Annotated in this window: 20 protein-coding genes; 6 read left to right on the top strand and 14 right to left on the bottom strand. The window is 64.0% G+C overall.

The window, feature by feature from the left end:
• Positions 1-101: 101 nt before the first annotated feature.
• The 6 genes from IPG63_14450 to IPG63_14425 form a co-directional block, all read right to left on the bottom strand.
• The gene (locus IPG63_14450; protein MBK6728413.1) at positions 102-1,247 is read right to left on the bottom strand and encodes a hypothetical protein; all 1,146 of its coding nucleotides are present in this window, start codon (positions 1,245-1,247) and stop codon (positions 102-104) included.
• Complete coding sequence (locus IPG63_14445; protein ID MBK6728412.1) at positions 1,244-1,621, bottom strand: hypothetical protein; 378 nt, start codon at positions 1,619-1,621, stop codon at positions 1,244-1,246. The genes IPG63_14450 and IPG63_14445 overlap by 4 nt, the downstream gene beginning before the upstream one ends.
• Positions 1,618-2,967 carry a restriction endonuclease subunit S gene (locus IPG63_14440; protein MBK6728411.1) on the bottom strand — a complete coding sequence of 450 codons (1,350 nt, stop codon included), beginning with the start codon at positions 2,965-2,967 and terminating at the stop codon, positions 1,618-1,620. Before IPG63_14440 ends, IPG63_14445 begins: the two co-directional genes overlap by 4 nt.
• Complete coding sequence (locus IPG63_14435) at positions 2,964-4,022, bottom strand: virulence RhuM family protein (GenBank protein MBK6728410.1); 1,059 nt, start codon at positions 4,020-4,022, stop codon at positions 2,964-2,966. Before IPG63_14435 ends, IPG63_14440 begins: the two co-directional genes overlap by 4 nt.
• On the bottom strand, positions 4,019-6,142 hold the full coding sequence (locus tag IPG63_14430; protein ID MBK6728409.1) for an SAM-dependent DNA methyltransferase: 2,124 nt from the start codon (positions 6,140-6,142) through the stop codon (positions 4,019-4,021). The genes IPG63_14435 and IPG63_14430 overlap by 4 nt, the downstream gene beginning before the upstream one ends.
• A gap of 124 nt (positions 6,143-6,266) precedes the next feature.
• Complete coding sequence (locus tag IPG63_14425) at positions 6,267-7,280, bottom strand: restriction endonuclease (protein ID MBK6728408.1); 1,014 nt, start codon at positions 7,278-7,280, stop codon at positions 6,267-6,269.
• A 179-nt stretch (positions 7,281-7,459) separates the two neighbouring features.
• Here IPG63_14425 and IPG63_14420 point away from each other — a divergent pair, with 179 nt between their 5' ends.
• Together IPG63_14420 and IPG63_14415 are read left to right on the top strand one after the other, a co-directional pair.
• Positions 7,460-8,965: a M20/M25/M40 family metallo-hydrolase gene (locus tag IPG63_14420; GenBank protein ID MBK6728407.1), complete on the top strand. Its 1,506-nt coding sequence runs from the start codon at positions 7,460-7,462 to the stop codon at positions 8,963-8,965.
• A 502-nt stretch (positions 8,966-9,467) separates the two neighbouring features.
• Positions 9,468-10,328 (top strand): methyltransferase, encoded by an 861-nt coding sequence (locus IPG63_14415; GenBank protein ID MBK6728406.1) that lies wholly within the window; start codon positions 9,468-9,470, stop codon positions 10,326-10,328.
• Positions 10,329-10,335: 7 nt separating this feature from the next.
• Here IPG63_14415 and IPG63_14410 read toward each other — a convergent pair whose 3' ends face one another.
• Complete coding sequence (locus tag IPG63_14410; protein MBK6728405.1) at positions 10,336-10,986, bottom strand: DUF3313 family protein; 651 nt, start codon at positions 10,984-10,986, stop codon at positions 10,336-10,338.
• A gap of 171 nt (positions 10,987-11,157) precedes the next feature.
• On the opposite strand from IPG63_14410, the gene IPG63_14405 reads away from it, so the two are divergent.
• Positions 11,158-11,712 carry a zf-TFIIB domain-containing protein gene (locus tag IPG63_14405; protein ID MBK6728404.1) on the top strand — a complete coding sequence of 185 codons (555 nt, stop codon included), beginning with the start codon at positions 11,158-11,160 and terminating at the stop codon, positions 11,710-11,712.
• Between the two features lie 36 nt (positions 11,713-11,748).
• Here the strand turns inward: IPG63_14405 and IPG63_14400 are convergent, their stop codons facing one another.
• The 3 genes from IPG63_14400 to IPG63_14390 form a co-directional block, all read right to left on the bottom strand.
• On the bottom strand, positions 11,749-13,338 hold the full coding sequence (locus tag IPG63_14400) for a sulfotransferase (protein MBK6728403.1): 1,590 nt from the start codon (positions 13,336-13,338) through the stop codon (positions 11,749-11,751).
• A gap of 98 nt (positions 13,339-13,436) precedes the next feature.
• Positions 13,437-16,337, bottom strand: coding sequence for a TonB-dependent receptor (locus IPG63_14395; GenBank protein ID MBK6728402.1), 2,901 nt, complete (start codon positions 16,335-16,337; stop codon positions 13,437-13,439).
• Between the two features lie 260 nt (positions 16,338-16,597).
• Entirely contained in the window at positions 16,598-18,772 is a 2,175-nt protein-coding gene (locus tag IPG63_14390; protein ID MBK6728401.1) for a S46 family peptidase, read from the bottom strand.
• Between the two features lie 225 nt (positions 18,773-18,997).
• On the opposite strand from IPG63_14390, the gene tdh reads away from it, so the two are divergent.
• Complete coding sequence (gene tdh / locus IPG63_14385) at positions 18,998-20,020, top strand: L-threonine 3-dehydrogenase (protein ID MBK6728400.1); 1,023 nt, start codon at positions 18,998-19,000, stop codon at positions 20,018-20,020.
• Here tdh and IPG63_14380 read toward each other — a convergent pair whose 3' ends face one another.
• The 3 genes from IPG63_14380 to IPG63_14370 are packed head-to-tail and all read right to left on the bottom strand — an operon-like array spanning position 20,021 to position 22,096.
• Entirely contained in the window at positions 20,021-20,392 is a 372-nt protein-coding gene (locus tag IPG63_14380; GenBank protein MBK6728399.1) for a PIN domain-containing protein, read from the bottom strand.
• A 5-nt stretch (positions 20,393-20,397) separates the two neighbouring features.
• Positions 20,398-20,802, bottom strand: a complete 405-nt coding sequence (locus tag IPG63_14375) for a type II toxin-antitoxin system Phd/YefM family antitoxin (protein ID MBK6728398.1) — start codon at positions 20,800-20,802, stop codon at positions 20,398-20,400.
• Between the two features lie 13 nt (positions 20,803-20,815).
• The gene (locus tag IPG63_14370; GenBank protein ID MBK6728397.1) at positions 20,816-22,096 is read right to left on the bottom strand and encodes a right-handed parallel beta-helix repeat-containing protein; all 1,281 of its coding nucleotides are present in this window, start codon (positions 22,094-22,096) and stop codon (positions 20,816-20,818) included.
• Between the two features lie 168 nt (positions 22,097-22,264).
• Here IPG63_14370 and IPG63_14365 point away from each other — a divergent pair, with 168 nt between their 5' ends.
• Positions 22,265-23,662, top strand: coding sequence for a hypothetical protein (locus IPG63_14365; GenBank protein MBK6728396.1), 1,398 nt, complete (start codon positions 22,265-22,267; stop codon positions 23,660-23,662).
• Positions 23,659-24,381 (top strand): arginyltransferase, encoded by a 723-nt coding sequence (locus IPG63_14360; GenBank protein MBK6728395.1) that lies wholly within the window; start codon positions 23,659-23,661, stop codon positions 24,379-24,381. The genes IPG63_14365 and IPG63_14360 overlap by 4 nt, the downstream gene beginning before the upstream one ends.
• A gap of 28 nt (positions 24,382-24,409) precedes the next feature.
• Here the strand turns inward: IPG63_14360 and IPG63_14355 are convergent, their stop codons facing one another.
• Positions 24,410-26,149 carry a hypothetical protein gene (locus IPG63_14355; protein ID MBK6728394.1) on the bottom strand — a complete coding sequence of 580 codons (1,740 nt, stop codon included), beginning with the start codon at positions 26,147-26,149 and terminating at the stop codon, positions 24,410-24,412.
• Positions 26,150-26,208 lie beyond the last annotated feature (59 nt).

Raw genomic sequence — 26,208 nt, 5'->3', positions numbered from 1 at the left:
GAACTCTTTGAAAATCAGCGGGCACGAGTTGAAAATCCAGGCCGAACTCGTGCACTCGGAGACTCCCATCAAATAACCATCAAATAAATCGCGTCTCGCACTCAGGCAGGTTCGTGCTCGATCAGGTATAGAGTCCGCTGTTCCCGGCCGGTTGCTTCGACTTCCTCGATCTCCTCAATGCACGAGAACCTGTAGTTCCCGCCAATCTTGAGGCCCTCAAGGCTTGGCCCACCCTCTTTGACTTTGCCGGACATTACGCCGTCCTCAGTCAGCAAACCCCATGTGCCTGATCCTCGATTCGCCTTTTCAAATGCTCCAACGAGCGTGACCGATTCGCCGCTGAGATTGGAAATTCCAGACAATGCATCGACCAAGGGCCCGGCGTCGGCCTCCTTGACGGCACGAGTGCTCGATTTGGTGAAACCCGGTTCGGCCCATGAATAGCGCAGCCCGGTCTTGTGCTGCACGAGAAATCGAAGGAATCGGAGATAAGCCCCCGCGAGATGGCCGCGATGCGCTTTGACTGTGGCCAGTACCGCCTCGGGATTGCCAGAGTTCTCGAACAGCACATCCAACCTTTGCAGCGCGCGCGCGAGCTCGCTTTGACCGAACATGTTCGGCGTCTTGGACGCTTCCATAACGACGCGGAACGACCCTGCCGCCGCAGGAACAACCACGTCCATCAAATGGGCGTCAGTCCTGTCAATTGCACGACGGTTACCGGGCGACAGTTCACGCAAAGCTGTGCCATATGCGTGCTTCACCATAAGCTGAACGTGCCCCAGCAACTCCACCAACGTCCCGACTCGAATGCGGTGCTCTTCTGCCGCCTCTGGCGGATCCGCGGCAATCTCAAGCACAAGGTTGTTGCGCTCTCGCGCTTCTCGCAGCGCGAGTTCCTCTGCCGGTCGGTCGTGCATCAAGAAACCGGGTTCGGGAAGAAGTTCATTCTCAGCGAGCTTGCCTGTTGCGGGCTCCAAGACCAGCGGTTCGTTCATGCCACCAGGCGCAACCGCGAAAAACCACTCTTCAATCGCTCGTTCCGCCAGCAAACTCCTCAGGTCCAACAAACCACCGCGAAATTGCCGCAATCGTTCCGGTTCGATGCCTGCGACCAAGTAGCGATCTATCCCACGATCAGGATCGACCATTACACCAACGTAATGACCGCCGATTGCATCGCGGGCCTCGAAGACCTGCGGTCCATCGTAGTAAAACAGTGTCGACGTGTGGCGGATCGTCTTCATGCGGTTTCCATTCCACAGTGCGTCAAAATATCGAAGGCCGCCAGCGGCCACCAAGTGTGATGACTGGGTTGGAACGTCTGTTGAATGCGTCCCGCTCCCGCTTCGAGCGTGACACGGCAGACCAAGCAACCGCGAAACCGCGGCAACTTGAGTGCCCTCGCCTCGGCGTCCTGGCGTTCGGCAAAAACCGAAAGCCCACGAGCCTGACACTCGGACACCTGAAAAACCGTCTCAGGCTTCTCGGCTCGCTGCGAGCGGAAATCGTCCAGCGTTGGCGGCATGTTGCGCACAAGACGAAAAACATCCCGTGGCGCGGCAATTTCCTCCGCTGCTTCCGGCGGGCATTCTTCGGGTAGTAAGTCTCGGTAGTTCATGGACGGGCAGAGGTTACTCGAGGTTCTGTCGGGATGATAACGCTAGCGCGCACGTCAATTTTGCCGGTAACGGCCGCGGTGATGAGCGCAGTTCGATATTCCTGCAACCGCTCGACCGCCGCTTCCACCTTCCCCACCAGCGCATCCAGCTTCGCGGTCTCCGCGTCCAGATAGGCCGCAATCGCGACTTGCTCCGGGAGTGGGGGGCGCGGAACGGGCATGAACCGCACGATGGGAACGCTGATGTTCGTCTGGGCTGTGCCCCAACCTTCCATTTCAAAGTAGCTCGCGCCTGGATTCGAGTTCAGAACCCAGGAGAAAAATGGGCCGTGCGCTGTTCTCTTCGGTGTCGAAAGAACGAGTGTGAAGCATTGGCATCCGTCGAACTCCGGCGGAACGGCAGCCGTCGTTCCAGGGTACCCGGTTCGGACGGTGACGAGGTCGCCCGCTCGCAGCGTTTTTGTTCGGTTCTTTTCAGCAAACCAAGGCTCAATGCGAAGCACGTCCGAGGTGTTCAGCTTGTTGGCCTTCACATTGGTCGAGCGAATGATTGGCACGCCATCGTCACAGTAAGCATGAGTGGCTGCCTCGGCGATTCCAACATCGACGCGAGTGCAGACGCGCTTGTATGCCACGAGATCCCAATGTTTAGGAATATCGCCAATCCACTCCACACCAGAGGGCTTCAGAGGCGGGCTTTCGGGGAGACCAGCCGCACGCGCAGAAGCGGGCGGCAGTCCGCGGGTGACGGTGCGGGAGATGAGCGCGGTGCGCTGCTCCTTTAGCCGCGCAATCAATTGCCGCTTCCGCTTCATCAAGCGGTCAAACCGCTCGGTCTCTCGATCAAGAAACGCGGCGATCATTTGTTGCTCGTCTGGCGGCGGATACGCCACAGGGATGCTGTTCATGTCCGCTTGCGTGAGCTTGTCTCGCGTTGCGCCGTCGATGAACGCACCGAACTGCGTTTGGTTGAGGGCGTAGGACAAGTAGCGAGGGTCACATGACTTTGTCGGTCGCAGAACATGGGCGTGGTTGTTCACCCAAATTCTTCCCTGCACGAAGAAGGCCACAGTCTTGTTGCGTTCGAAGAAAGGCGCTCCATCCTCCCCAAGTAGGACGAGAGGCTCGTCAAACAACCAAGCGTCAACGTGGTCCACGATGCTGTTTGCACCCCAGTACGGATAGTCTCCGCGCCTGTCACTCCTGGCTTCGCTGTTTAGAGGAATGCGCATTCCGTCCAAGCACTGAGTAACGTATCCGAGCCGCTTCACCTCCCAATGCTCCGGCACATCGCCGAGCCATTCGACGCCGCTGGGCTTGGTGCGCGGGTAGGCAGCGAACTTCACGACTGGTCTCGCTTCTTCGGCTTGCGCTTCGGCGGTCCGGGCTGCTGCTGCAACTGCTTCACGGCCTGCTCGAAGTCCGCGTCTACCGGACGTGGTTGGGCGTCCATGAGTGCGTGATAGCGGTCGAATTCGCGTTCGGCTTTGGCCTTGGCGGCCTCCGCACTGATCTTGCCGGCGTGGTCGAGCAGTTGGCGTCCCGCGATCTTCAGGAACTCGTCCAACTTCGTGATCCAGTCGCGCATCGTCATCGGCCGGCGCTCGAGCGCCTGCAACTCCGCGTATTCGATGTAGAGATTGACGATGCGGTTGAGGACCTGCAGTTCCGCTTCGGTCAGGTAGTTCTTGGCGACGAGAGAGTCTTCCTTGCGCACGCGACCGCCGGGGCGGGTGGTGTGCATCCCCATGAACGGTTGCCCGGCATCGGCGCGCTCGTGGATCAGTTCGGCCGCCGTGTATCCGTGCGTGGCCCAGTGCATCTTGTTCTGCACGGCGGCAAAGAATTGCTGCGTTGTTTCGACGGCCGGGTCATAGTCCACGCTGGTCGCGTAGATATCGAGCACCTTCTGGTAGAAACGCCGTTCCGAAGAGCGGATATCGCGAATGCGCTCGAGCAGCTCGTCGAAGTAATCCTGATGACCTTTGCCGGGCGGATTCTTGAGCCGCTCGTCGTCCATCGTGAAGCCCTTGACGAGATACTCCTGCAAGCGCGCCGTCGCCCACTGGCGGAACTGCGTACCGCGATGGCTGCGGACGCGGAAGCCGACAGCAAGAATGGCGGGCAAGCTGTAGTGCAGAACGTCGCGGGACACCTGTCTCGCCCCTTCGGTTCGAACCATTAAGTAAGACTTAATGGTTGCCGCCTCCGCCAACTCCGCTTCTGAAAATATCGCCTTCAGGTGCAGGTTGATGTTGGGGATCGAGGTTTGAAACAACTCCGCGATCTGCGCCTGCGTCAGCCAGAGAGTGTCGCCATCGAATCGGCATTGGATGCGCGTGCGGCCATCCTCGGTCTGGTACAGGATGATGCTCGATTGAGATTGGGGCCCCTCGCTCACGCCGTGACTTCCTTGAGCAGATCAAGGATCTCGCCTTCGAGCCGCTTGATGTCGGCCTCGATGACTTCCAGCGGTCGCGGCGGCTCGTAGCGGTAGAAGTGGCGGTTGAGCGGGATTTCGTAGCCGACCTTGGTCTTGCTGGTGTCGATCCATGCGTCGGGAACGTGCGGCAGCACCTCACGATTGAAATACGCGTCGATGCTTTCCTTGAGCGGCACAGTCTCGGTGTCGCGCAGGTCGGTGTCGGGCTCGGGGCGACCTTCGCGATCGCGGCAGATCTCGGCGGTCTCGTCGCGCTCTCCCAGCGCGGCAAGTACGGCTTTCAGCTCGGGCGCACTGAGGCGCACACCCTTCTGCTCGTCGATACGCTTGAGTGCGGCGAGGAACGCTTTTCGGTCCTTGAACAACTTTTCCTCAGTGGCTTGCGCGAATTCGCGCAGCAGCGCGCGGACGATTTCCTGTCGCTGCTTGCCGGCGTCGATCTCCTGCAGGCGTACAGCAGGGTCTTTCTTGGCGCTGCTCGCAAGGTTCTTGAAGCCACTTTCGTCTTCGAGCCGAGCGATGCGCTCGGCGCTCGCCTGGAAGTTCAATCGCAACGGGCGCTCGACGGTGATCTTGTGATAGCCGAAGTCTTCGTTGTCGAACACCATGCTGACGACGCGCTGGCGCGGTACGGGCTGGTGAGAGATCGGGTCTTCCTCGCTGAACGTGCGCGTTTCGCCGCCCTGGAATCGACCGAAGATCTTGGTCAGTTCGCCGATATGGTCGGGATCTTTCTCTTTGTCGGCGGGATCACCGATGCGACGACGCTTGTTGCCGAGGCTCTTTTCCATCTGCACCCAGAACTGGCGGGCGTCGATGAGCTGGACCTTGCCCTTGCGGTGCTTCTCTTTTCGATTGGTGAGCACCCACAGATAGGTCGAGATGCCGGTGTTGTAGAAGAGCTGTTCGGGCAGCGCGACGATGGCTTCCAGCCAATCGTTCTCGATGATCCAGCGACGGATCTCGCTCTCGCCGCCCCCCGCGTCGCCAGTGAACAGCGGCGAGCCGTTGAAGACAATCGCGATACGGCTGCCGCCGTCCTGCGGCGCACGCATCTTGGCCAGCATGTGCTGGAGGAACAGCAACGCACCGTCATTGACACGGGGCGTGCCCGCGCCGAAGCGTCCTGCGAAGCCCAGCGTGTTTTTTTCGTTCTCGACGTACTTCTGCTGCTGCTTCCACTCCACGCCGAATGGTGGGTTGGCGAGCATGTAGTCGAAGGTCCATTTCTTGCCGTCCTGGTCGCGGTCGAAGCCGTCCTTGGTGAAGGTGTCGCCGAGCATGATGTTGTCGGCGTCCTCGCCCTTGATGAGCATGTCCGACTTGCACACCGCCCACGCTTCGTCGTTCCAGTCCTGCCCGAACAGCTTGGGCTGTGCATCGGCATTGAGGTCGCGGATGTACTTCTCGGCGACCGACAACATGCCGCCGGTGCCGCAGGCAGGATCGTAGATGGTCTTGACGACGTGGCTGCGCGCCAGGTCCTTCTCGGGCGCGAGAAGGAGATTGACCATGAGCTTGATCACTTCGCGCGGCGTGAAGTGCTCCCCAGCCTCCTCGTTGGATTGCTCCGCGCCGATCCGGATGAGTTCTTCGAAGACGTAGCCCATCTGAACGTTGTCGACACGGACAGGAGACAGATCGATCGCAGCGAACTGCTTGATGACCAGGTAAAGCAGGTCCTTGTCGGCCATCCTGGCGATCTGCGCATCGAAGCCGAAGCGCTCCATGATCGCGCGGACATTCGGCGAGAAGCCATTGATGTAGCTGTTGAGGTTCGGCGCGAGCTGATTCGGATCGTCTAGCAGACGCGAAAAGTCCAGCTTCGAGAGGTTGTAGAACGCGTGACCCGTCACTGCACAAAGCTTGTGCCGGATGATGTTCTCCGGCTTGGCTTTGATGGCGGCATGTTCTTTCAGCACCGTCGCTTTCGTGGGCGCAAGAATGCAATCGAAACGGCGCAAGACGGTGAGCGGAAGAATGACCTTGCGGTACTCGTTCCGCTTGTAGGGCCCGCGGAGCAAATTGCAGATGCTCCAGATGAAGGACGCAATTTGGGAATGGGTTTCGGCGGGCATGAATTCAGCTCGGTGAATGAGTTTGGCCAAGGCGGTAACGCTCAGAACTAGCGCCGCTGTGTCTCAGGGGTCTGCTTGGAGCATACCAATCCGCGACGCGAGGCCACTGTTGGCGGATTGACCCCTACGCCGGCCAGTAGATTCGTTTCAATGGCACCAACTGTCGCGTTTCGCTGTCGAGCTGATCGTAATACTCAACCAAGTAGCGGACGATGTCTTCAAGTTCCCACAACGTAACCGGGATACTCGCCCTGTCGGCTTCGTATCTGGCGTCCTTGCTGAAACCTCCGGTGCTCACGTAGAGGCCGCGATCATCCTTGTGTCGACCGCCCAGGAAACTGCGCACTTCCTTGCTGCCCATCGAACCTTGGCGATGTTTCACTTCGACAACGATCCTCGGAGTCTCAAATCCGAGGCCATCCGGGGAAGCGAAGATATCGGCGCCACGATCTGGCCCGGCCTTGGCAATCCGCGTCTTGTATCCCATCGCTCGCAAAATCCCAGCGATCAGCTCTTGCATGTCATCCCAAGCAAGTTTGGAGACGCGGTCCTCGATGAAGGAGCGCCCCCGCGCCTCGGTGTCTTCCAGCAACTTCTGTGATTCGACGCTGCTGTCTTCGTCTTCTTCGTCTTCGACAATGCCTTTCGACTTCAGTGGTGGTGTTGCCTTCGGCTTTCCGTTCAGGGCCGACATGATGTCGTTGGCTGCATCGCTCGGCACCTTGAACACGGTCAAGGTCGAGCCGAGCGAATTCTTTGTCGGTACCGAGAGCACGTCGCGATCGACCTCGCCCAGCCATTTCGCCTTGCGGGAAATCGCAATACCAGTATCCCGAAGCTCCGGCTCAGGTTTGGCCGGACCAACTACCTCACCGACCAGATACTTGCGCAACGACGGACTGTAGGTGAGCACCAGGTCGCCTTCACGAATTTCGTTGATGAATCGCCAGACTTGAGAAGCGCCGGAAATGATCGTGCCCCGCTTGTATTCCGGCCGATGCGCGACGAAGCGCTTCGCAAGATCGGAGCGCGATTCGCCAGGCTTCCAATCCATCATCTCCCACCAACCAATCGCGACAATGCCTCGCTCCCGCAGCTCGTCGTAGAGCCGACCCGATTCGCCGCGCGCCATCCACATCGTCTTCTGGCGCATCATTGCCCCGCCCAGAGTGAAACCGTCCGCCGATCATACGCGGGCGGGCCAAGGCCCAGTAGCGACCCGGCGCAGCTGTTGAATGGAGCGATTCGCCTCAAATTCACTTGAAGCGGTTTGTCGTCTGGTAGAACTACCTCGTCACCCACCCAAAGGCTCTTCCCATGACGCCCAACCGACTTCGCTCCGCTGCAAGCCTGAGCCTTGCCATTGCGACACTGCTCGCCTTCGCCGGCTCGGCCGTCGCGGCCGCCACCGACCTCGCCCCGATCCGCGCCCAGCTCACCGCCCAACACGACACCAACGTGAAGCGGCTGAAGGACTGGATCGCGTTGCCGTCGATTGCGGCGGAGGATCTGAATTATCCGCAGGGTGCGGAGTATCAGGCGCGGTTGTTGCGGGAGGCGGGTTTCCAGCAGGTCGAGATCATTCCGACCGACGGCAAGCCGGGGGTGTTCGCGACGCTGGATGCCGGTGCAGCGAAGACGGTGGGTGTGTACTTCATGTACGACGTGAAGCAGTACGACGCGTCCGAGTGGAGTTCGCCGCCGCTCGAAGGGCGCATCGTCGACGTGCCCGATGTCGGCAAGGTGATGATGGGCCGCGGTGCGGTCAACCAGAAGGGGCCGCAGTCGGCGTTCCTGGCTGCGCTGCATGCGTACAAGGCTGCAGGCCAGAAGTTGCCGGTGAACCTCGTGCTCGTGGCCGAGGGAGAGGAAGAGATCGGCTCGGTGCATATCCGCCAGCTCGTGCATACGCCGAAGGTGCAGGCGGCGCTCGCCAAGACCGTCGGCGTGTTCATGCCGACCGCGATGCAGGGCCTCGATGGCGTCGTCAGCGTCAGCCTCGGTGCCAAGGGCATCGTCGAACTGGAACTGATTGCGAGCGGCGAGCGCTGGGGCCGCGGCCCGAGCAAGGACGTGCACTCCTCGCTCAAGGCGATGGTCGACAGCCCGGCCTGGCGCCTGGTGAAGGCGCTCGACACCCTGGTCTCCGAGGATGGCAACAGCATCACCATCGAGGGTTATCCGCAGGCACCGCCGCTGAGCGACGAGCACAGGGCGATGATCGCCGCGGCATCCGCGCGTCGCGACGAAGCACTGCTCAAGAAGCAGCTCGGCGTGGCGCACTGGATCGACGACCTGCCGTGGCAGCAGGCGCAGGAGCGGCTGGTGTCGCAGCCGACGGTGAACATCGAGGGCCTGGTCGGTGGCTACACCGGCCCCGGCGGCAAGACCGTGCTGCCGCACAAAGGAATAGCCAAGATCGACCTGCGCCTGGTGCCGGGCATGCAGTTCGACGACGCCGTCGCGGCATTGAAGTCGCACCTGACCAAGCGCGGTTACGGCGACATCGAAGTCAAGGTGTCCGGCGGCTACAACCCGACCGAAACGCGCGCCGACAGCACGCTGATCCAGGCCGCGCTGGCCGCGCTGAGAAACCGCGGCATCGACCCGCTGCTGTGGCCGCGCAATGCCGGCTCCTACCCCGGTTTCGTGTTCACCGATCCACCGCTCAGCCTGCCCGCCGGCCATTTCGGTCTGGGCTACGGCACCGGCGCACACGCACCGAACGAGTACTACGTGATCGAATCGGCCAACCCGAAGATCGATGGCTTTGACGGCGCCGCGTTGTCGTTCGCGCAGTTCCTGGTCGAGTTGGGGAAGTAGGCGCGAAGCAGTGAGTGGGGTGTGCTGCTCCTTCTCCATGCAGTCGGAGTGCGCGCCCCCGCACAGCGTCACCGGCTAGAATGCACCGACGGCGTTGAGGTCCAGCCTAATCGCAGCCTGGCCCTTTCCGCGCGTCGCTCTGGTAACTGGGTGAATCGATGCCGTCCTTGCTCGAACAGAATCGCTGGTTGCGCGACCCCAAGACAAGAACCAAGTCTCTGCGCATGGCTGCGTCCAGTTCGTCTGCTGTCGAAGGCATTCGCAAGCCATTCGCGTCATCGAAGTCGACCGTCACTCTGGCGCCCCGAAAGAAATCGAAGTCCGCCGGATGACTTTGGCGAAACATGCTGCGAGCGGCGCGTAGTCATTGCCTTGCCCGGCACGGATGGCAGTGAAGTACCCTTCCTTCTCCGCATCCCAGACGCTGTAGTCCAGCGTCCGGAGACTGCGGCGCGGGGGTCGATTCATACGATACTGCGCGCCCCGCGATCAGACCTCTGCCATGCCCCACTACACCGGCCCTTTGCTGACTCGTGATGTTGCCGATGCGCTGCTTGCGGCGCGTACGAGTGGCGCGGTGTGTGTGGTCGGGTCGTTCGATCTAGGTCGCACCAAGGATGAAGCGACGATGGAGGCCGATCATTGGCGATGGCGCGGTGCGCGTTATCCGTGGCCGGAGGGACTGAAGGAGCGCACGATCTACTGGTTCGACGGCGAATCGTTTGCGCCGTTGCAGCGCTACGCCGGTTCGCTGATCAAGCTGGTGCCGACCGACTGGGGCACGCCGACCTTCGAGATCGACGGCATCAAGATGCTGGTCTCGGCGCAGATCGCGCCGATGGCGGACGCGCAGCGCAAAGTCGCGCTGGTGCAGCCGCGCGGCAAACAGATCCTCGATACCTGCGGCGGGCTCGGCTACTTCGCGGCCTGTTGCCTGGCCGAGGGCGCGACGCGCGTGCTCAGTTTCGAGAAGAACGCGAGCGTGTTGTGGTTGCGCGACCACAATCCGTGGTCGCCGGACCCGGACAGCGCGGAGGCCGGGGGACGCCTGCAACTCGTGCATGGCGATGTCGCCGAAGCGATCCGCGCCGTGCCCGACCAGTCGTTCGATGCCGTGTTGCACGACCCGCCGCGCTTCGGCATCGCCGGTGAGTTGTACGCGCAGGTGTTCTACGACCAGCTCGCGCGCGTGCTGCGTCCGGGTGGGCGCTTGTTCCACTACACCGGCGCGCCGAACAAGAAAACCAGTGGGCGCGATGTACCCGCAGAAGTCGCGAAGCGCCTGGGCAAGGCGGGGTTGGCGACGGAGCTGGCGCTGGATGGGGTGTACGCGGTGAAGGACGCGGGGCGCGTACGGCGGTAGGCGGGGGCTAACTCGCCAGTTCTGTGCGTACCAGGCGCGCCCATTGCCGCAGCACCGCCTGCAGGTCGAAATCGTTGCTGGCGCGGCTGCGCTGCTGGATCGACGGGTCGCGGCGGGTGTGCTCGTGGTCGATGATCCGCGCCACTGAAGCATCGCCGGCACGCAGGTCGAGATTCAGGGTCAGCTCGCCGGCCGACTCGGACCAGATCCGAACCAGCCCCGGCGAATCGACATCGGGCGCGTACAAATCCAGATCCACGATCGCCGGCTGCAGCACCAGCACATCGGCGCCGGCGTCGGTTACCACTTCCAGGCCGGCATCCGCCAACGCCTTGCTGAAGATGTCGCGGCAGGCAGTGGCCAGGCGCGTGCCGATGCGATCCATGTCGCGCTGGTCGACCCGCAGCGTCAATGGGCGGTCGCGATTCTGGTCGCGCAGCCAGTTCTTGCGGAACGACACGCTGCATTCCTGCACCGCGACCTTTCGATATTGGGCGAGCGCGGCTCCGGGCCGCTCGTAGAGCGCATCGATGCGCCGGTGTTCGACGCGCGCTAGGCCATCGTCGGTGCTGGCCGGATAGCGTTCGACGGCCAAGACCGCGAACGGGCCGATGCACAGGGACAAGATCAGGGCGAAACGGGGCGCGGCGAGCAACATGGCGAATCCCTCCGGGTGGGCTGGTAGCGATCTTGTACGCCCATCTCGCCGCGCCGCCAACGGATCGGCCGCACTCCGTTGGCGGCCGTACAAGATCGGGGCCATCGGATTTGCAAGCCCGGGTCGCTTCGGGCACCGTAACGCCTCTTCAAGCCCGCCGGAGGAGTCCCGATGAGCACACCCTGCCCTTCCTGCACCAGCAGCCAGCTCCACGCCACCGCGCTGGCCGACCAGTTGCCGGCGGAGTCCTGCCCGGACTGCCGCGGCGCGATGCTGTCGTTGATCCACTACCGCGACTGGCGCGATGCGCATGCGGCGCCCGAGGAGTCGGTGACCGACGCCGGCGAGGCAAGCCACGTCGATGACAACAAGGCGATGCTGCGTTGTCCGCGCTGCAACGGCTTCATGACCAAGTTCCGCTTCTCTGCCGACGCCGCCAATCACATCGACCACTGCGACCGTTGCGATCTGGTCTGGCTCGACCACGGCGAATGGCGCCTGGTCGAACAACTGGCGCGCAGCGGCCAATTCGCCAAGGTGTTCGACGCGACCTGGCAGAAGCGCCTGCGCGAAGAACAGGCCAAGCGTCGCGCCGAGCTGCGCTGGCGCGAACAACTCGGCGATGACTACGCGCGCGCGAAGGAACTGCGCGGCTGGCTCGCCGGACACCCGCGCGGCAAGGAACTGCTGGCCTATCTGTTCCTGTCGCAGACCGAAGGCGCCTGACCGGCTCGCGGTCGCAAGCGCTGCTTCGAGAGTCGTTCAGGCATACGCCGGCTGCAGGGCGGTGCGCAGCGGCTCCAGGTACTGCTCGTAAGGCGCCCAGGCACGACCACGGTCGCGCCGGAAACCTTGGCGCGCCAGCGTCGCACTCGGCGTTGCCACGCTGCCGCTGCTGCGCCCGATGTCGATCATCCCCGTCTCGAATTCCACGCCGCAGTGCGCCGCGACCCGCGCCGCCACCGCGGCGGGATCGGACACCAACTCGTCGTAGTCGATGTCGAGCACGCGCCCCGGCAACGCCCGACGCCAGTGCGCCATCATGCGCTGGTACTGCAGGTAGAACTGGCCGAGTTCGGTCTGCTCGTAGGAGTACAGGGCGGCACCGGAAAACAGTGTTCGCAAGTTCGAGAAACAGGTGTCCATCGGATCGCGCAGCAGGTGCAGGAAGCGCGCCTGCGGCAGCGCCTTGGCGATCAAGCCGACATTGAGGAAGTTCTGTGGCAGCTTTTCGGTAAAAAATGGTTTGCCGCGCGTCAGCCAGCGTGCACGCTCGGCATAACCGCGCGCCACGGCATCGAAGTCCGCAGCGGCCAGTCGTTGCACGAAGGCCGCGTCGGGCCCTGCGGGCGCGGACGTGTCGATCGCAAGTTCCAGTTCGGCGTGGAAGGCCGAGGTCTCGCCGGCATCGGCGATCTGCGAATGCCCGGACAGCATGCGTTCCAGCAAGGTGGTGCCGGATCGGTGCATGCCGACGATAAAGATCGGCGTGGTCGACTGCGGCACGCCGCTGGCTGCCGAAACGAAATCGGGAGCGCAGAGCGAGATCAGGCCGGATACCAGCTGCACACTCTGCGCCGACTGGTAGCTCAGCTGACGGCGCTTGGCCTGGCAGCCGCGATCGAGTGCGGCCCAGGCTGCGTCGTGGCGGCCGAGATCGTGCAGCTCCTTGTGCAGGGCGAAGCACAGATAGACCTCGCCGGTGCCGCGCGGCTTGGCCCGCAGCAGCTGCGCCTGCAGCCGCTCGACGTGGTTGCGCTCGGGCGTCTGGGTGCGCGCGCCGGCGAGCATCAGCGAGTTCTGGAACAGAGTCGGATCAGCCTGCAACGAGGCCTCGTGGCAACGCTCGGCGGCATCGTAGTCGCCGCGGAACTGGTGATAGTTGCCAAGCACATGCTGCGCCGCTGCACAGCGCGGATCGCGCTTCACCGCGGCTTCGGCCAGGGCGGTGGCCTGCGCATGCGCGCCTATCGAACTCAGCATGACCGAGGCCTTGGCGATGATCTCCGGCGGCGCCTCAATCGCGAACTCCGGACTGGACAGGCAGCTGACCAGTCGTTCGAATTCATGGAAATAGCGCAGGCGCTGCGCCAACGCATAGACCAGCGGCGGTTCGGTCGGATGCGCAGCAAATGCCTGCAGAATGGTGGCATGCGCTTCTTGATGCGCGCCGCGCCGGCCGAGCACGGTGGAGAGACCGATCAGCGAGGCTGCGTGTGCCGGCACCAAGGTCAGTGCGCGACGGAACAGGGCCTCGGCTTCGGCAGTCTGCTTACGCTCGGCCGCCTGTTCGCCGGCCAGCCACAACCGGTTCGCTTCGTTCGTCGTCGCCATCTCGCGTCCTTGGGTCATGCCGGCCATCGGGCCGCATGAAGAGCGGGGTTTTCGTCCCCCGGACAAAACTACGGCCCCTTTCGGGGCCGTAGTGAAGCACTTTCGAGCGAACCCGATCAGAACTTCTGGTTGTACTGCACGTAGAAGAAGCGACCCGGCAATTCGTACTGCGGATCGAAGCTGTTCGCGAACGTGCTGTACGCAATCGGCGGATCCTTGTCGAACAGGTTGTTGATGCCGAGCGTGACCTTCGCGTCCCACGGTGCCTTCCAGTAGAAGCTGGCGTCGTGGTAGGTGCTGCCACCGATCGAGTTCTCGCCACCCGGCTGGATGACGCCGTCGCCGTCGACCACTACGTCACTGCACAGTTCGCCGAAGCCGTAGTCGTTGTAATAGAACGGGCAGGCTTCGTCCTGACGCGAGTAGTAACGGGTGAACAGGGTCGCGCCAAAGTCGCCCTTCTCCCAACGCGCCATCAGGTTGCTGCGGATGCGCCAACCGTTGTTGCGGTCGAAGTATTCGCCAACGCGGCTGCCGCCATCGAGTTCATCGATGTCGCCATCCGCGTCGTTGTCGGATGCATCTTCCGACATGTAGGTCGTATCCCAACCGAACGAGAACGTGCCGAAACTCGTTTCCGGCAGGCGATAGTTCAGGGTCATGTCCCAACCTTCGGTCAGCTGGGCGCCGATGTTCACACCGCTTGAGAGCAGGGTGTCGACCTGGCCACCGGCCAAACGCGTGAACTGGTCGCAGAACACCTGGATGCCTTCGACGATGCACTGGTTCATGATGAACCCACCGCTGAAGCCGCTGATGGTGTTCTCAAGCTCGACCTGCCACCAGTCGAGGGAGATGTCGGCACCTTCGATGAACTCGGGGCTCCACACGGCGCCGAGCGTCTTGGTGACCGAAGACTCCGGTCCGAGCAGCGCGTTGCCGCCGGTGCTGATACGGATCTGCGCGTTGCCCTGGTCATAACCACCGACCGGCACGCCCTGCGCGTGGCAGCGGCCCTGCTGCTCGGCGCTCAGCTGGTTGTAGATACCGCCGAAGGTGGTGGAGCACGGATCAGCGAAGGACGGGAAGGAATCGGACACGCCCTGGTAGAGCTCGCCGATCGAGGGAGCACGGAAACCTTCGGCCCAGTTGCCGCGAACCAGCAGCTGGTCGATCGGACGCCACTTGAAGCCGAACGCCGAGTTGGTGGTGTCGCCGAAGTTCGAGTAGTCGGAATAGCGCGACGACAGGCTGAACTCGAGGCTCTTGGCGAAGGCCACATCGGTCAGCAGCGGCATCGAGAACTCGACATAAGCCTCATCGACCGAATACGCACCCGCCGTGGCGGTGCGCGCATTGCCGGTGGTGTTGCCCGAGTTGATCAGCGCATCCGGCTGGTCGAAGCCTTCTTCGTCGCGACGCTCAAGACCGGCCGCGAACGCCATCATGCCGCCCGGCAGTTCCACGATTTCGCCGGTGATGTTGGCGTAGTACTGCTTCATCTTGTAGCCGTACTCGTCATGCGCCACGAAGGTGACGTAGTCGAGCATGTCCTGGGTGATCGAGCCTTCGGCGCCGAGCAGGTTCAGCGGCACGCAGCCGGAGATCACCGAGCCGCCCGGGGCGCTGACGCACACCGGCGCACCGTTGCGGATTTCCGACGGACCGAGCGCAGCACGCAGGGCCGGGATGTTGAACAGACCATAGGTGGTGTCGTTCTGGTCGTTGCGCGCATAGACCATGCCCGCATCCCAGGTGAAGTAGCGATCACCGGCTTCAAACGCGCCATCCAGGCCCATGCTGAAGGCATAGGTGTCGACGTCCTGATTGAACGAACGGCCACCGGTCTCGGTGACGCGACGCTGGATGCGCGACACCGGGGCGCCGAACGGATTGTAGATGCTGTTCGCGCTGATCGAGATCGTGCGCGCCTGCACGCCGGCGCCAGGGCCGCTGCCGAGCACGACCGGCATCGCCGCGAGCAACTGCTCGGAACGACGGTTGTTGTAGGTGCCCTGCATCGAGAACTGGATGTCGTCGGTCAGTGCGAACGAGGCCTTGCCGAAGATCGACTTGCGCTCTTGCGGCGTAACCAGGTAGTTGTCCGGGGCGAAGTTGTACATGTCCGCCGGGAACGCCCAGTTGCGCCAGCTGCTGCCGGTCTGGCCAGGCGAGTAGGTGAACTGACCGCCGGTGCCATCCGGGCGCACTTCGGCGATCGAGCAACGACCGGTGGTGGCGCTGATGGTGCCGTTGCAAAGCGCGAAACGACCAAACGGCGAGGTCGAACTGCCGAAGGCGAGGCCGGTGCCAATGGTCGGGATCGCCGAGATCTCGCGGTCGCCCGCGCCGATCGGCTCTTCCTTGACGTAGGAGGCCGAGAACATCGCCGACATGCGGTCATCGGCGGTGCCGATGGTCATGTCGTAGGCTTCCTTGACGCCGTCACCTTCATCGGTGACGCCGTAGAAACCATTCGCTTCGGCACCGGTGTAGTCGCTGCGCAGGATCAGGTTGACCACGCCAGCGATGGCGTCGGAACCGTAGATCGAGGACGCGCCGGCCTTCAGCACTTCGATGCGCTCGACCGCTGCGGTCGGGATGGTGTTCAGGTCGACGGCGCCGCCGAGACCGGTACCACCGACCCAACGACGGCCATTGACCAGCACCAGGGTGCGGTTCGAGCCGAGGTTGCGCAGGCTGACGCGGGTTTCGCCGTTGCCGCCGTTGTTGAACGTGGTGTTCAGCGTGGAGCCGTTGGCGGTCAGGTTCTGCAGCACGTCACCGACCGAGGTCAGGCCCTGGGCCTGGATTTCTTCGCGGGTCAGTGCGAACACCGGCTGCGAGGTCTCGATTTCGACGCGCTTGATTTTCGAACCCGTCACCTCGATGCGTTCAAGGGTGGTGTCGTCTTTCTTTTCCTCTTCCTGCGCGAAGGCAGGTTGGGCGATCAGCGAGACGGCGCTCGCAAAAAGCGCGAAATGGATCGCACCGGACAGCTTGTTACGCTTGGACATTTGATCTCTCCAACGGTTTGAGTGTTTCTGGAATCTTCCGGCGGTGTACGCCGCTCAGACCTGGCGCCCAGTGATGGACGCTTCGGCTGGGTGCTGAAGCCCTCCCCCGCCAACAGGTTCGGACGAGTGACACTCCCCGGGGCACGTGGGTGTCGGCGGAAGCATAACGCTAATTTTACGATCCGGGAATGGTCCGTTCAGCCGGAGGCGCCCGACGCCGGCCGGCACCCGAAGGGGACGGGTGCCTGACACTGGGCTCCTCAGGGGGCCGCCTGCAACCCCATCTCCCGGATCAGCCGGTCGGCCTGGTCGACCTCGTCCATGATCCACAGCAGGTAGCGGATATCGACGTGGATGGCTCGCGTCAGCGCCGGGTTGTAAACCCAGCTGGCACTGACCGACTCCCAGTTGCCGTCGAACACCAGCCCGACCAGTTCGCCGCGCTTGTTCAGAGTCGGCGACCCGGAGTTGCCACCGGTGATGTCGACGTCGGTCAGGAAGTTGACCGGAACCGTGCCCAGCCGGGGATCGGCGTAGCGACCGTAGTGCTTGGCGCGCATCAGTTCGGTCGCGCGCTTGGGGTGCAGGAACGGGTCTTGGTCGGTGACCTTGGCAAGCACGCCTTCAAGCGTGGTGAACTCGGTGTTGGTGACGCCGTCCTTGGGCGAGTAGCCAGTGACGGTGCCGTAGGTGACGCGCAACGAGTTGTTGGCATCGGGATAGGCCGGTCGGCCCTCCGCCTGACGGAACGCGATCAGCGCATCCAGGTAGGCGGCGCGGTAGCGGCCGTCGTTGCCGGAGCGCACCTTGGCTTCGGTGTCCAGGCGCTCGAACGCCGGAAACAAGGCCACGGCGTACTGCACGAAGCTGTCGCTCGATCGCTCGAAGTCGGCTGGCCTGGCCTCGATCAGGGCCATGCGCGCCGCAGCGTCGCCGAGGCGCGTTCCGGCGTAGAGCGCGTCGAGCTTCGCGTCCAGATCAGCCACGCTCATGCCGTCGCGGTCGATGCCGAGCGCGCGGTCGATCTCGACGATACGCGCTGCCTTCGGCAACTTCAGGTAGCGGCCGAGGCCAAGTTCGAACAAGGCGCGATCGACCGCCGGGTCGAAGCGCTTGTCGATCATCGCCATGCGCCCCTTGAACTTGATCTCGTCGCGCTGCTGGAAGCCGAAGCTGCGCTCGGTGTCGGGTTTGCGCCGCTCTCGGGCGAGCTTGTACAGGTCGCGCGCGACACCATACAGGGTAGGCCCCATGGCCAGCAGCGGGTTGGCCTGCAGTTCGGTCTCGCGCTGCGCACGGATACGCGCCAATTCGGCCTTGAGCCCGGCCACTGCGCCGCCGTACTTCGCCTGGCGCGCAGCATCGGCCTCGATCCAGGCGAGCAGGCGCGCTTCTTCGGCCTCCTTGTCGGCCACCGCGGTGGTCTTGGCGAAGCCTTCAAGCTGGCCCTGCTGGTTCTTGTAGCCGTTGCTGATGCCCTGAACGGTCGATGCGTACTTGATCGCCGCCTCCGGCCGGTCCTTGGTCGCCGCCTCGATGGTCGCAAGCGACTCACCCATGTTGCGGATGTTGCGCGGGTAGCTCCATTCGATCGCATCGCGCAGTTCCTCGGCCAGGCGCGAGCGGTTGGTGCGGCCGGGGTAGCCGGTGACCATGGCGTAGTCGCCGACCGACAGCCCCTTCGGATCAACCTTGAGCCAGCTCTTCGGCCGGTACGGCTGGTTGTCCTTGTGGAACGGTGCCGGCTTGCCGTCGGGACCGACGTAGGCGCGCAGGAAGGTGAAATCACCGGTGTGCCGCGGCCACATCCAGTTGTCGACGTCGCCGCCGAAGTTGCCGATCTGCTCGGATGGCGCGTACACCAGGCGCACGTCCTTGATCTCGAGCTGCTTGATCATCAGATAGTTGCGGCCGCCGTTGAAGTTGTACACGTCGCAGCGGTAGCCCGGCTCGCGCTCGCATTCGGCGACCGCCTGCTTCGAGCGCTTGTCGAGCGTGGTGTAGCGCTTGAGGCCAGCGACGCCATCGAGCCCCTTGGTCAGGCGCGCCGTGACATCGCTGATCGCCTCGGTCACATACAGGCGCTGGTTCGGGTCGGCCGGCAATTCCGCGGCGAAGTCGTTGGCGAGGAAGCCATCGACCATCAGGTTCTTCGCCGGCGTCGAGTTGTACTGGACGATGCCGAATCCGCAGTGGTGGTTGGTCACGGCGAGCCCTTGCGGCGAGACGAAGGACCCGGTGCAGTAGCCGAGTCCGACGATCGCGTTCAGCGGATACTCGGTCAGCGAGGACAGATCCTTCGCCGCGAGTTCCAGACCGCGCTCCTTGAGCTTGGCTTCGATCGCCGGCAACTGCGACGGCGGCCACATGCCCTCGTCGGCCTGGATAACGCCGGCGGCGAGCAGAAGACAGTGGATACGAAAGAACATGCGCATGGCGGCCTCGCAGAAGAAATCGGGGCGCGCTTTATGCCCCACACCGTCCTCCTACGCAAACCGCAGCCCCGGCACTTGGTGCGGTGCGTGGGCAGGGTGATTTGAATCGCACCCACAAGGGCTTCACCCATTGGAGCGGCATCCGCAAGAGAGCCCCTGCCGGGCCGACATCGAACACCTATAATCCGCCTCCCATTCCGGAGATTCCCGATGTCGCGAGCGATGATGAAGGCCCTGGTCAAGAAGGAAGCGGCGAAGGGGATCTGGATGGAGCAGGTGCCGGTGCCTGCTGTGGGACCGAACGAGGTGCTGATCAAGTTGGAGAAGACCGCGATCTGCGGCACCGACCTGCACATCTACAAGTGGGACGAGTGGAGCCAGCGCACGATCAAGCCTGGGCTCGTGATCGGGCACGAGTTCGTCGGGCGCATCGTGGAGGTGGGTCCCGGCGTGACCGGCTACCGTGTCGGCGACCGCGTCTCGGCCGAAGGCCACATCGTCTGCGGCCACTGCCGCAACTGCCGCGCCGGGCGCCAGCACCTGTGCCCGAACACCATCGGCATCGGCGTCAACCGCAACGGCGCGTTCGCCGAGTACATCGCCATGCCGGCTTCGAACCTGTGGCCGATTCCGGACCAGATCCCGAGTGAACTGGCGGCGTTCTTCGATCCCTACGGCAATGCGGCGCACTGCGCGCTCGAGTTCGACGTGATCGGCGAGGACGTGCTGATCACCGGCGCCGGCCCGATCGGCATCATCGCCGCCGGCATCTGCAAGCACGTCGGCGCGCGCAATGTCGTGGTCACCGACGTGAACGACTATCGCCTGAAGCTCGCCGCTGACATGGGCGCGACGCGGGTCGTCAACGTGTCGAAACAATCGCTCAAGGAAGTCGTCAAGGACCTGCACATGGAAGGCTTTGACGTCGGCCTCGAGATGAGCGGCAACACCCACGCCTTCAACGACATGCTCGACTGCATGTACCACGGCGGCAAGATCGCCCTGCTCGGCATCCTGCCCAAGGGCGCCGGCATCGACTGGGACAAGGTCATCTTCAAGGGCCTGACCCTGCATGGCATGTACGGACGCAAGATGTACGAGACCTGGTACAAAATGACGCAGATGGTGCTGACCGGCTTCCCGCTGCAGAAGGCGCTTACCCACCAGATCCACATCGACGACTTCCAGCGCGGCTTCGACCTGATGGAATCCGGCAACTGCGGCAAGGTGGTTTGCAGCTGGAACTGATCAGTTGATCGCGCGCGGATAGTGCGCGAGCAGGGTCGTGTCGAGGGTGATCAGCGGAACCCGCAGCAAGTCGGCGTGGGCAACGATCATGCGGTCGAAGGGATCCCGCGTGAAGCGCAGCGGCAGCGCGTGGCGAACGATTTCCGACAGTCGCTCCTGACTCTCGACGACGTTCAGCTCACGCGCCAGATATCCGCAGACATCAGCTGCGCCCAGGCGGATGCGCCCGATCTCGTGGAGCAGTTCGAGCTCGAATGACACCATCGGCGAGTATTGGATGTTCGCGCTATCGAGCAGTCGTTGCGCCGTCCGCGACAGGCCCGTCGTCCGCCCCTTGAACAGCGTGACGGCGACTTGCGTGTCGATCATCACGCGGTTCATCGCGGGGCCTTTCCGGAACGCGGTCGCGGCTTGGCAGCCACGCGCTTGCCGGACCGGCCCGTGCCTGACTTTCGCCCGATCGCGTACTCAACCGGAGGTTCGGCGACACGATCCAGCTCGGACCATCGGGCGGGCGATTCGTGCGGATCAAGCGGCGGCCCGATCTCCAACTCCTGGAGCCGCAATTTCGCAAGTCGAGAATAGGGCGTGCTGGCTTCGTCGTCGCGCACGATGCGCAACTTGCGGCCGCGACGCGTGATGATGATCGCTTCGCCGGTCTCGAGCACGCGATCAGCGAGTTCGAAAAGGCGTTGGCGCAATTCGGTCAGGGACAGTTCCACTGGGGCGACTCCAGTACAGGTACGTACTGTACGTTCGGACCTCGTCGCGGTCAACCGCATGAGGCCGGAGCCCCTAGTCGAAACCATCTGCGAACAGCACGCTGATGCCGCCGGCCAATCGCGTGTCGCAGACGCCGTCACCGTCGTATTCGACGGCGCCGATGTCGGGCGCTCCGTCGTCGCGCGCGTTGGCACAATAGTCATCGCTGACCAGCGGCGCAGCGCTGCCGACATCGATGATCGCGGCCCCATTCAGCAGACGGAAGTCAGCGATCGCCGGGGCCTGGAACCAAGCGGCAAGGGTCGCCAGCGGCACCTGACTGAGGTCGCCGGCACTGGTGCTGATGCCGCCGTCGCGATTGCGGATCTGCCCGCTGAGCAGGTTGTTGCGCAAGTCGGCGCTCGATGTCGCGAAACGCACGTCGATCCCGGCGGTGTTGTACAGGGTGTTGTGCTGGATGCGCGCGTTCGTGGCGGCGTTGAGGTAGATGCCAACATCGGCCGGGCAGTTGACGATGAGATTGTTGCGCATGATCCCGTTCTGGTGTTCGGGTGTGCAGACGCCGTCCTCGCAGATCGAGCCCGGGCTGGTACCGCCGCCGCCGAAGGACAATCCGAGACGGATGCCACCGCTGAACGCCTGTTCGCAGATCACCAGGTTGCGCTCGAACAGCCCGTCGCGCGAATTGCCCTTCAGGAACGCTGCATAGCTGATGAAATTGCCGCCGTTTTTCTCGAAGTCGCGGATCAGGTTCGCGCGCACGATCCAGCGCCGGCCACCGACCACGTCGATCTTGGTGACTGGATTGCCGGTGTTGCGTGGGCGCGTGTCGTAGAACTGGTTGTGCTCGATCAGCACGTCGTCCGGAAACACGAAGGCGGCACCGACGCTCGCGCCATTGCTCTTGATCTGCGCGTTGAAGTCGCGCACCCGGTTGTCACGGATGGTCGTGCGGTCGGCGGCACCGAACAGGTGGAAAGCGTGCTCGCAGTCGCTGTCGGCGGCGCAAACCCCTTCGATATCGAGTCCCTCGAAACGCCAGTAGGGTTCGCTGACCTTGAAGCCTTCGAGTGCATCGAAGCGGATCGTCGCCGTGTGTGGCGTCGCCGCGCGCAAGACGATCGGTGCGCCAGCGGTTCCTGCAACATCGCAGAGCAGGTTTCCGATCACCATGTACACGCCGGGTGCGAGCACGATCTCCTGCCCGGGCGCGGCATTGTTGATCGCGTCACGCAGCGCCGTCGTATCCGCCACCGGAACGATCTGGGCAGTGACCCGCGGCAGCACCGCCAGCAACAGCACCGCGATCATGGCGCGGCCTGCACCGATGCCGCGCCACCCTTGCGAACGCATGCTCGCTTCCATCTGCACCTCGCTGTTCGGAGTCGTGCGACCTCAAGTCGACGCACACGGAGCCTACGCCGAGTTCCTGCCTGCGCAAGCGCGCGTGCTCGAACCGCCGCCTATACTGTCACCCCGCCCCGTCCAATCGCCGCCGGCCAACCCATGCACACCTCTCCGATGCAAGCCCGCTACCTCAACTCACGCCGTCGCGCTGGCAGCCGCTGGCTGCTGGCACTTGGCCTGCTCATGGGCGGTGTGCTGGCCGCCGCGGCAGCGGAAACAACCGCCACGCCCAGCGAGGACTACGAAGCGGAACCGTCCTACAGCGCCGACCAGTTGCTGGAGCCGTCGCTGCTGTCGGGGCCGGGCTGGAAGATCCACCCAGTGGTGCCGGTACGCGGTTACCTGGCGCAGTTCCGGGTCACGACCGAGTTCGGCGACTTGCAGGTCGAGGGTCGCGCCGAGTTGCTGGAGCGCATCCATGAAATCGAGGTGATCAGGGAACTGGTCGCGATCTCGCGCAGCAAGGCATTCGCCACAGCGATCGGCCGTTCCGGCAAGGACATCGCAAAGATGATCGGGCGCATCGGCACGCATCCGATCCGGACGCTGACATCCATTCCGACTGGGCTGGTGCGCAGCCTGCGCTCGAAGTGGCGCGACCTGCGCGAGCAGAGTGCGAAGGCGCGAGACCAGGCCGCGGAGGAGTTGCGCGAGGACGACACCGCGCCCGGCATCGGGCCACAGCCGCCGACGCCGCATGCGCGCGATTCCGACTGGTGGCTCAAGTCGCAGAAGGCCAGCGGTAAACTGGCCAAGCGCTGGCTCGGCTTCACCAAAGTGCGACGCGAACTGGCGCGGCGCATGGCGGTGGATCCGTACTCGCGCAACCTGCTGCTGAATCGCGAACTGGATCGCATCGCCTGGGCCAGTCTGGTCGGCGAAAAGAGCCTCGGCGCCGCGATCGACGCCGCCGCGCCCGGCGCGAGCGAGGCGCTCGGCTGGTCCGAGCGCATCGACGACGTGGTCTGGACACTCGACCCGGTCGCACTCGGCCGCTTGCAGCAGGAGCGCATGGCCGCGATCTGCGGCGCCGACCCGATGATCGCCCGCTCGATGCATCAAGGCTCGTTGTCGCCGACGCAATGGCAGGCGCTGGTCGACAGCGTCGAAGCTCTGGGCGTGAAACGCTGCGCGCCGTTGCTGGAGCTGATCGCCGCCACCGAAACCGATGCCGAGGCACGCTACCTGTTGCGCGCGCTGGCCTTGCTCGAAGCGCATCGCAGCGAAGGCGACACGATCGAACTGGTGGTGGCCGGCCGCATGCTGGTCGCGCGCATCGGGCGCCAACTGGTGGTGCCGATGCCGGTCGACGTGCTCAGCTGGACCGCCCCGGTAGCGGCGCTGTTCGACGACCCCGCGCTGCGTGCCGCCGAACGCGAGATGTGGCTGGACGGCGAAGCGACCATGCGCACCCAGCGCGAACTCACCCGCCGCGGCTTCGGGCTGCGCATCGACCTGCCGCGCTCGCTGCGCGGTTCGATGCCGCTGCCACCGGGGTTCGATGCGCAATGAGCGCCCGCGAAATCACCATCAAGCTCCTGCGCACCAACGAACACCAGTGCGGCTATTACCGCGACCGGCTGGCGCGCGATCTGGTGCTCGATCCGGACTCGCCGGAATTGCGCCACGTGTTCCCGGGCGCGCTCGGTTCCGGCTTCCGCCGCTCCGGTCCCCGCGTGTACCGACCCGATTGCATCGGCTGCCACGAGTGCGTGTCGAGCCGCATCGTGGTCGCCGGCTTCACGCCGAACCGCAGCCAGAGCCGTTGTCTGAAGCGCAACCAGGGCCTGCGCACGACGCTGGAACCGCCGTTCTGCAGCGACGAGCGCCTGGCGCTGTACCAGCGCTACCTCGGCTCGCGTCATGCCGGCGGCGGCATGGACGGCGCGCAGGCTGCCGACTTCGAGCAGTTCCTGCAGGCGCGCTGGTGCGACACGCGCATGCTGTGCGTGCGCGATGGCGAGCGCCTGCTGGCCTGCGCCGTCACCGATGTCACCAGCGTCGGATTGAGTGCGGTCTACACCTTTTTCGAGCCCGCGGAACAGACGCGCAGCCTTGGCGTCTACTGCATCCTGCAGCAGATCGAACTGGCACGGCGCATGCAGTTGCCGCACCTCTACCTCGGCTACTGGATCGATGGTCACCCGAAGATGGGCTACAAGCGCAACTACAATCGGTTCGAAATCCTGCGCGCAGGGGCGTGGCTGCCGCTCGACGTGGCGGCTACGTAACAGCCCGCACGCGAATCCGGCGCACGGTTCAGCCGGGATCCACCATCAAGGGCTCCGACTCGCGTTCGACGGCACCGAGGTCCAGGGGGCCGTATCGGTCGTGGCGCAGCGGGTCGTTGTCGAGTCGCGGCCGGCCGCGGGCATCGCTGGACACCGACCTGAGCCCGGCCGTGTCGCAGTAGTCGAGCGCGGGCGAGGACCAGGCTGGCACGAACGACCCAGCCTGGAACACCGGCGCGCCGGCAACGAGTCGCGACCGGGTCACCGGGACCTCCGGGGCGATGGTCGTCAGCAGGCAATCCAGCGTGCCCGTGACGATGCGCCCTGGGTCGGTGAGCGGCGTGTTGCCCAGCAGGATCGATGCACGCAGGTCGACTGGCAACACCGTGTCCAAGATCGGTGGCGCATATTGCGATCCCAGTAATGACGTGAACTGGTCGGCTTGACTGGTGATCGATTGCGCACGCACGCGCCCGGCTGCGGATGCATCGTCGCCGGCCGTCAACTCGGCGCCGAACAGATACGGCGCCAGGTTCCGGTTGAACACGGTGTTGTCGATCTCGGCCAAGCTGCCACCGGACGCGAAGGGCTGCACGCTGATGATCGCGCCGCCGCGGTTGCCCGCCGAGCTGACCGTGTTGTCCTCGAACACGGCCGACGAAATCGTCAGGCGCCCACCCGCGCGTACGTCGACGATACTCGGGAACTCCGGGAATCCCCCGGATTGCGCCCAGTTTTTGTAGAAGCGCGTGCAGCCATTGATCGACGCGGGACACAGGGGATCCCGGAGCAATCTCGCGCTGGCGCCCCAGCCCACCAAGAGTGCCGCGCCTTCACCACCCACATCCGGCGGCTCGGCCTGGTTGCCGATCCACTGGCTCCCCCGGGCCAGCAGGTCCGTACCCGATCCGGTCAGGAACATGCCACCACCCCAGAAGCCGGCGCGGTTCCCGACCAGGCGCGGGCCCTGCGTGCGCTCGCTCCACCGCATCGACACGATGGTCCCGGCGCTCCCGTACAAGCCGCCGCCTCGGCTGGCCTGATTGTCCACAAGCGTGGTTCGGCTCAGCATGACCACTGAACACCCTTGCGACCAGATGCCGCCGCCTTCGTCGCCAGCGACATTCCCGGCGACGATGGCGCCGGGTTCCATCCAGATCCCGCCCAGGCCGAGGCAATGCAGGCCACCACCATCGGAAGCCCGATTGCCACGGATCTCGGTCTGTCGCAGGTTGATCAGGGGCGAACCACTTGGTTCATCGCGGATGGCGATGGCACCACCGGCCGAAGCACGGAAGTCATGGATGCGCGAATCGACAACGATGGCGCGGACGTTGCCACGCAACTGCAGCGCGCCACCCGCTGCAACCGTGCCCAAGCTGCGCGTGGTCAGTTCCAAGCGTTCCAGCGTGACCGTCGTCCGCTGCGCCAGCGAGTTGCTGATGGCGAACAGACTGCCGACATCACCACGGACGATCGTCGTCCGAGGACCGCTGGGCGCGCTCGAGGCACACGTCGGGAACCCGCCCCGGAGCGTGACCGACTGGTTCCGGATCGTCCAGGGATCGGCGAAATCGGAAAACGCGAATCCGGGGACAAGTCGAATCTCGTCGAGGCCCGGACCGTTCGCCGCGGTGGTGTTGAGCGCCGCCCCGAGACTGCTGTGGGTGCAGGCGGCATCCGATCCGACGGTGAATACGGCAGCGTCGGCGGCGCCGGCCAGCGCCATCGCCAGGGCGATCGGCAGCGTTCGGTACAACGGCTTCATGCGATGGCTCCAGCCCGCGGCGATTTGCCGCCAGTCCGGTAGCGACAGAACCGGCGGCC

The sequence above is a fragment of the Lysobacterales bacterium genome, assembly GCA_016703225.1.
Taxonomy (GTDB): domain Bacteria; phylum Pseudomonadota; class Gammaproteobacteria; order Xanthomonadales; family Ahniellaceae; genus JADKHK01.
The sequence above is the reverse complement of the archived record's forward strand: the minus strand, read 5'-3'. Positions and strand labels throughout refer to the sequence as shown.

Bases quoted from the DNA above. Each gene is read 5' to 3' on its own strand.
- IPG63_14400 (MBK6728403.1), bottom strand. From the start codon at position 13,338: ATGACCCAAGGACGCGAGATGGCGACGACGAACGAAGCGAACCGGTTG.
- IPG63_14410 (MBK6728405.1), bottom strand. From the start codon at position 10,986: ATGTTGCTCGCCGCGCCCCGTTTCGCCCTGATCTTGTCCCTGTGCATC.
- IPG63_14425 (MBK6728408.1), bottom strand. From the start codon at position 7,280: ATGTGGATGGCGCGCGGCGAATCGGGTCGGCTCTACGACGAGCTGCGG.
- IPG63_14430 (MBK6728409.1), bottom strand. From the start codon at position 6,142: ATGCCCGCCGAAACCCATTCCCAAATTGCGTCCTTCATCTGGAGCATC.
- IPG63_14390 (MBK6728401.1), bottom strand. From the start codon at position 18,772: ATGCGCATGTTCTTTCGTATCCACTGTCTTCTGCTCGCCGCCGGCGTT.
- IPG63_14365 (MBK6728396.1), top strand. From the start codon at position 22,265: ATGCAAGCCCGCTACCTCAACTCACGCCGTCGCGCTGGCAGCCGCTGG.
- IPG63_14445 (MBK6728412.1), bottom strand. From the start codon at position 1,621: ATGAACTACCGAGACTTACTACCCGAAGAATGCCCGCCGGAAGCAGCG.
- IPG63_14405 (MBK6728404.1), top strand. From the start codon at position 11,158: ATGAGCACACCCTGCCCTTCCTGCACCAGCAGCCAGCTCCACGCCACC.
- IPG63_14450 (MBK6728413.1), bottom strand. From the start codon at position 1,247: ATGAAGACGATCCGCCACACGTCGACACTGTTTTACTACGATGGACCG.
- IPG63_14370 (MBK6728397.1), bottom strand. From the start codon at position 22,096: ATGCGTTCGCAAGGGTGGCGCGGCATCGGTGCAGGCCGCGCCATGATC.
- IPG63_14355 (MBK6728394.1), bottom strand. From the start codon at position 26,149: ATGAAGCCGTTGTACCGAACGCTGCCGATCGCCCTGGCGATGGCGCTG.
- IPG63_14415 (MBK6728406.1), top strand. From the start codon at position 9,468: ATGCCCCACTACACCGGCCCTTTGCTGACTCGTGATGTTGCCGATGCG.
- tdh (MBK6728400.1), top strand. From the start codon at position 18,998: ATGAAGGCCCTGGTCAAGAAGGAAGCGGCGAAGGGGATCTGGATGGAG.
- IPG63_14420 (MBK6728407.1), top strand. From the start codon at position 7,460: ATGACGCCCAACCGACTTCGCTCCGCTGCAAGCCTGAGCCTTGCCATT.
- IPG63_14375 (MBK6728398.1), bottom strand. From the start codon at position 20,802: ATGCGGTTGACCGCGACGAGGTCCGAACGTACAGTACGTACCTGTACT.
- IPG63_14395 (MBK6728402.1), bottom strand. From the start codon at position 16,337: ATGTCCAAGCGTAACAAGCTGTCCGGTGCGATCCATTTCGCGCTTTTT.
- IPG63_14360 (MBK6728395.1), top strand. From the start codon at position 23,659: ATGAGCGCCCGCGAAATCACCATCAAGCTCCTGCGCACCAACGAACAC.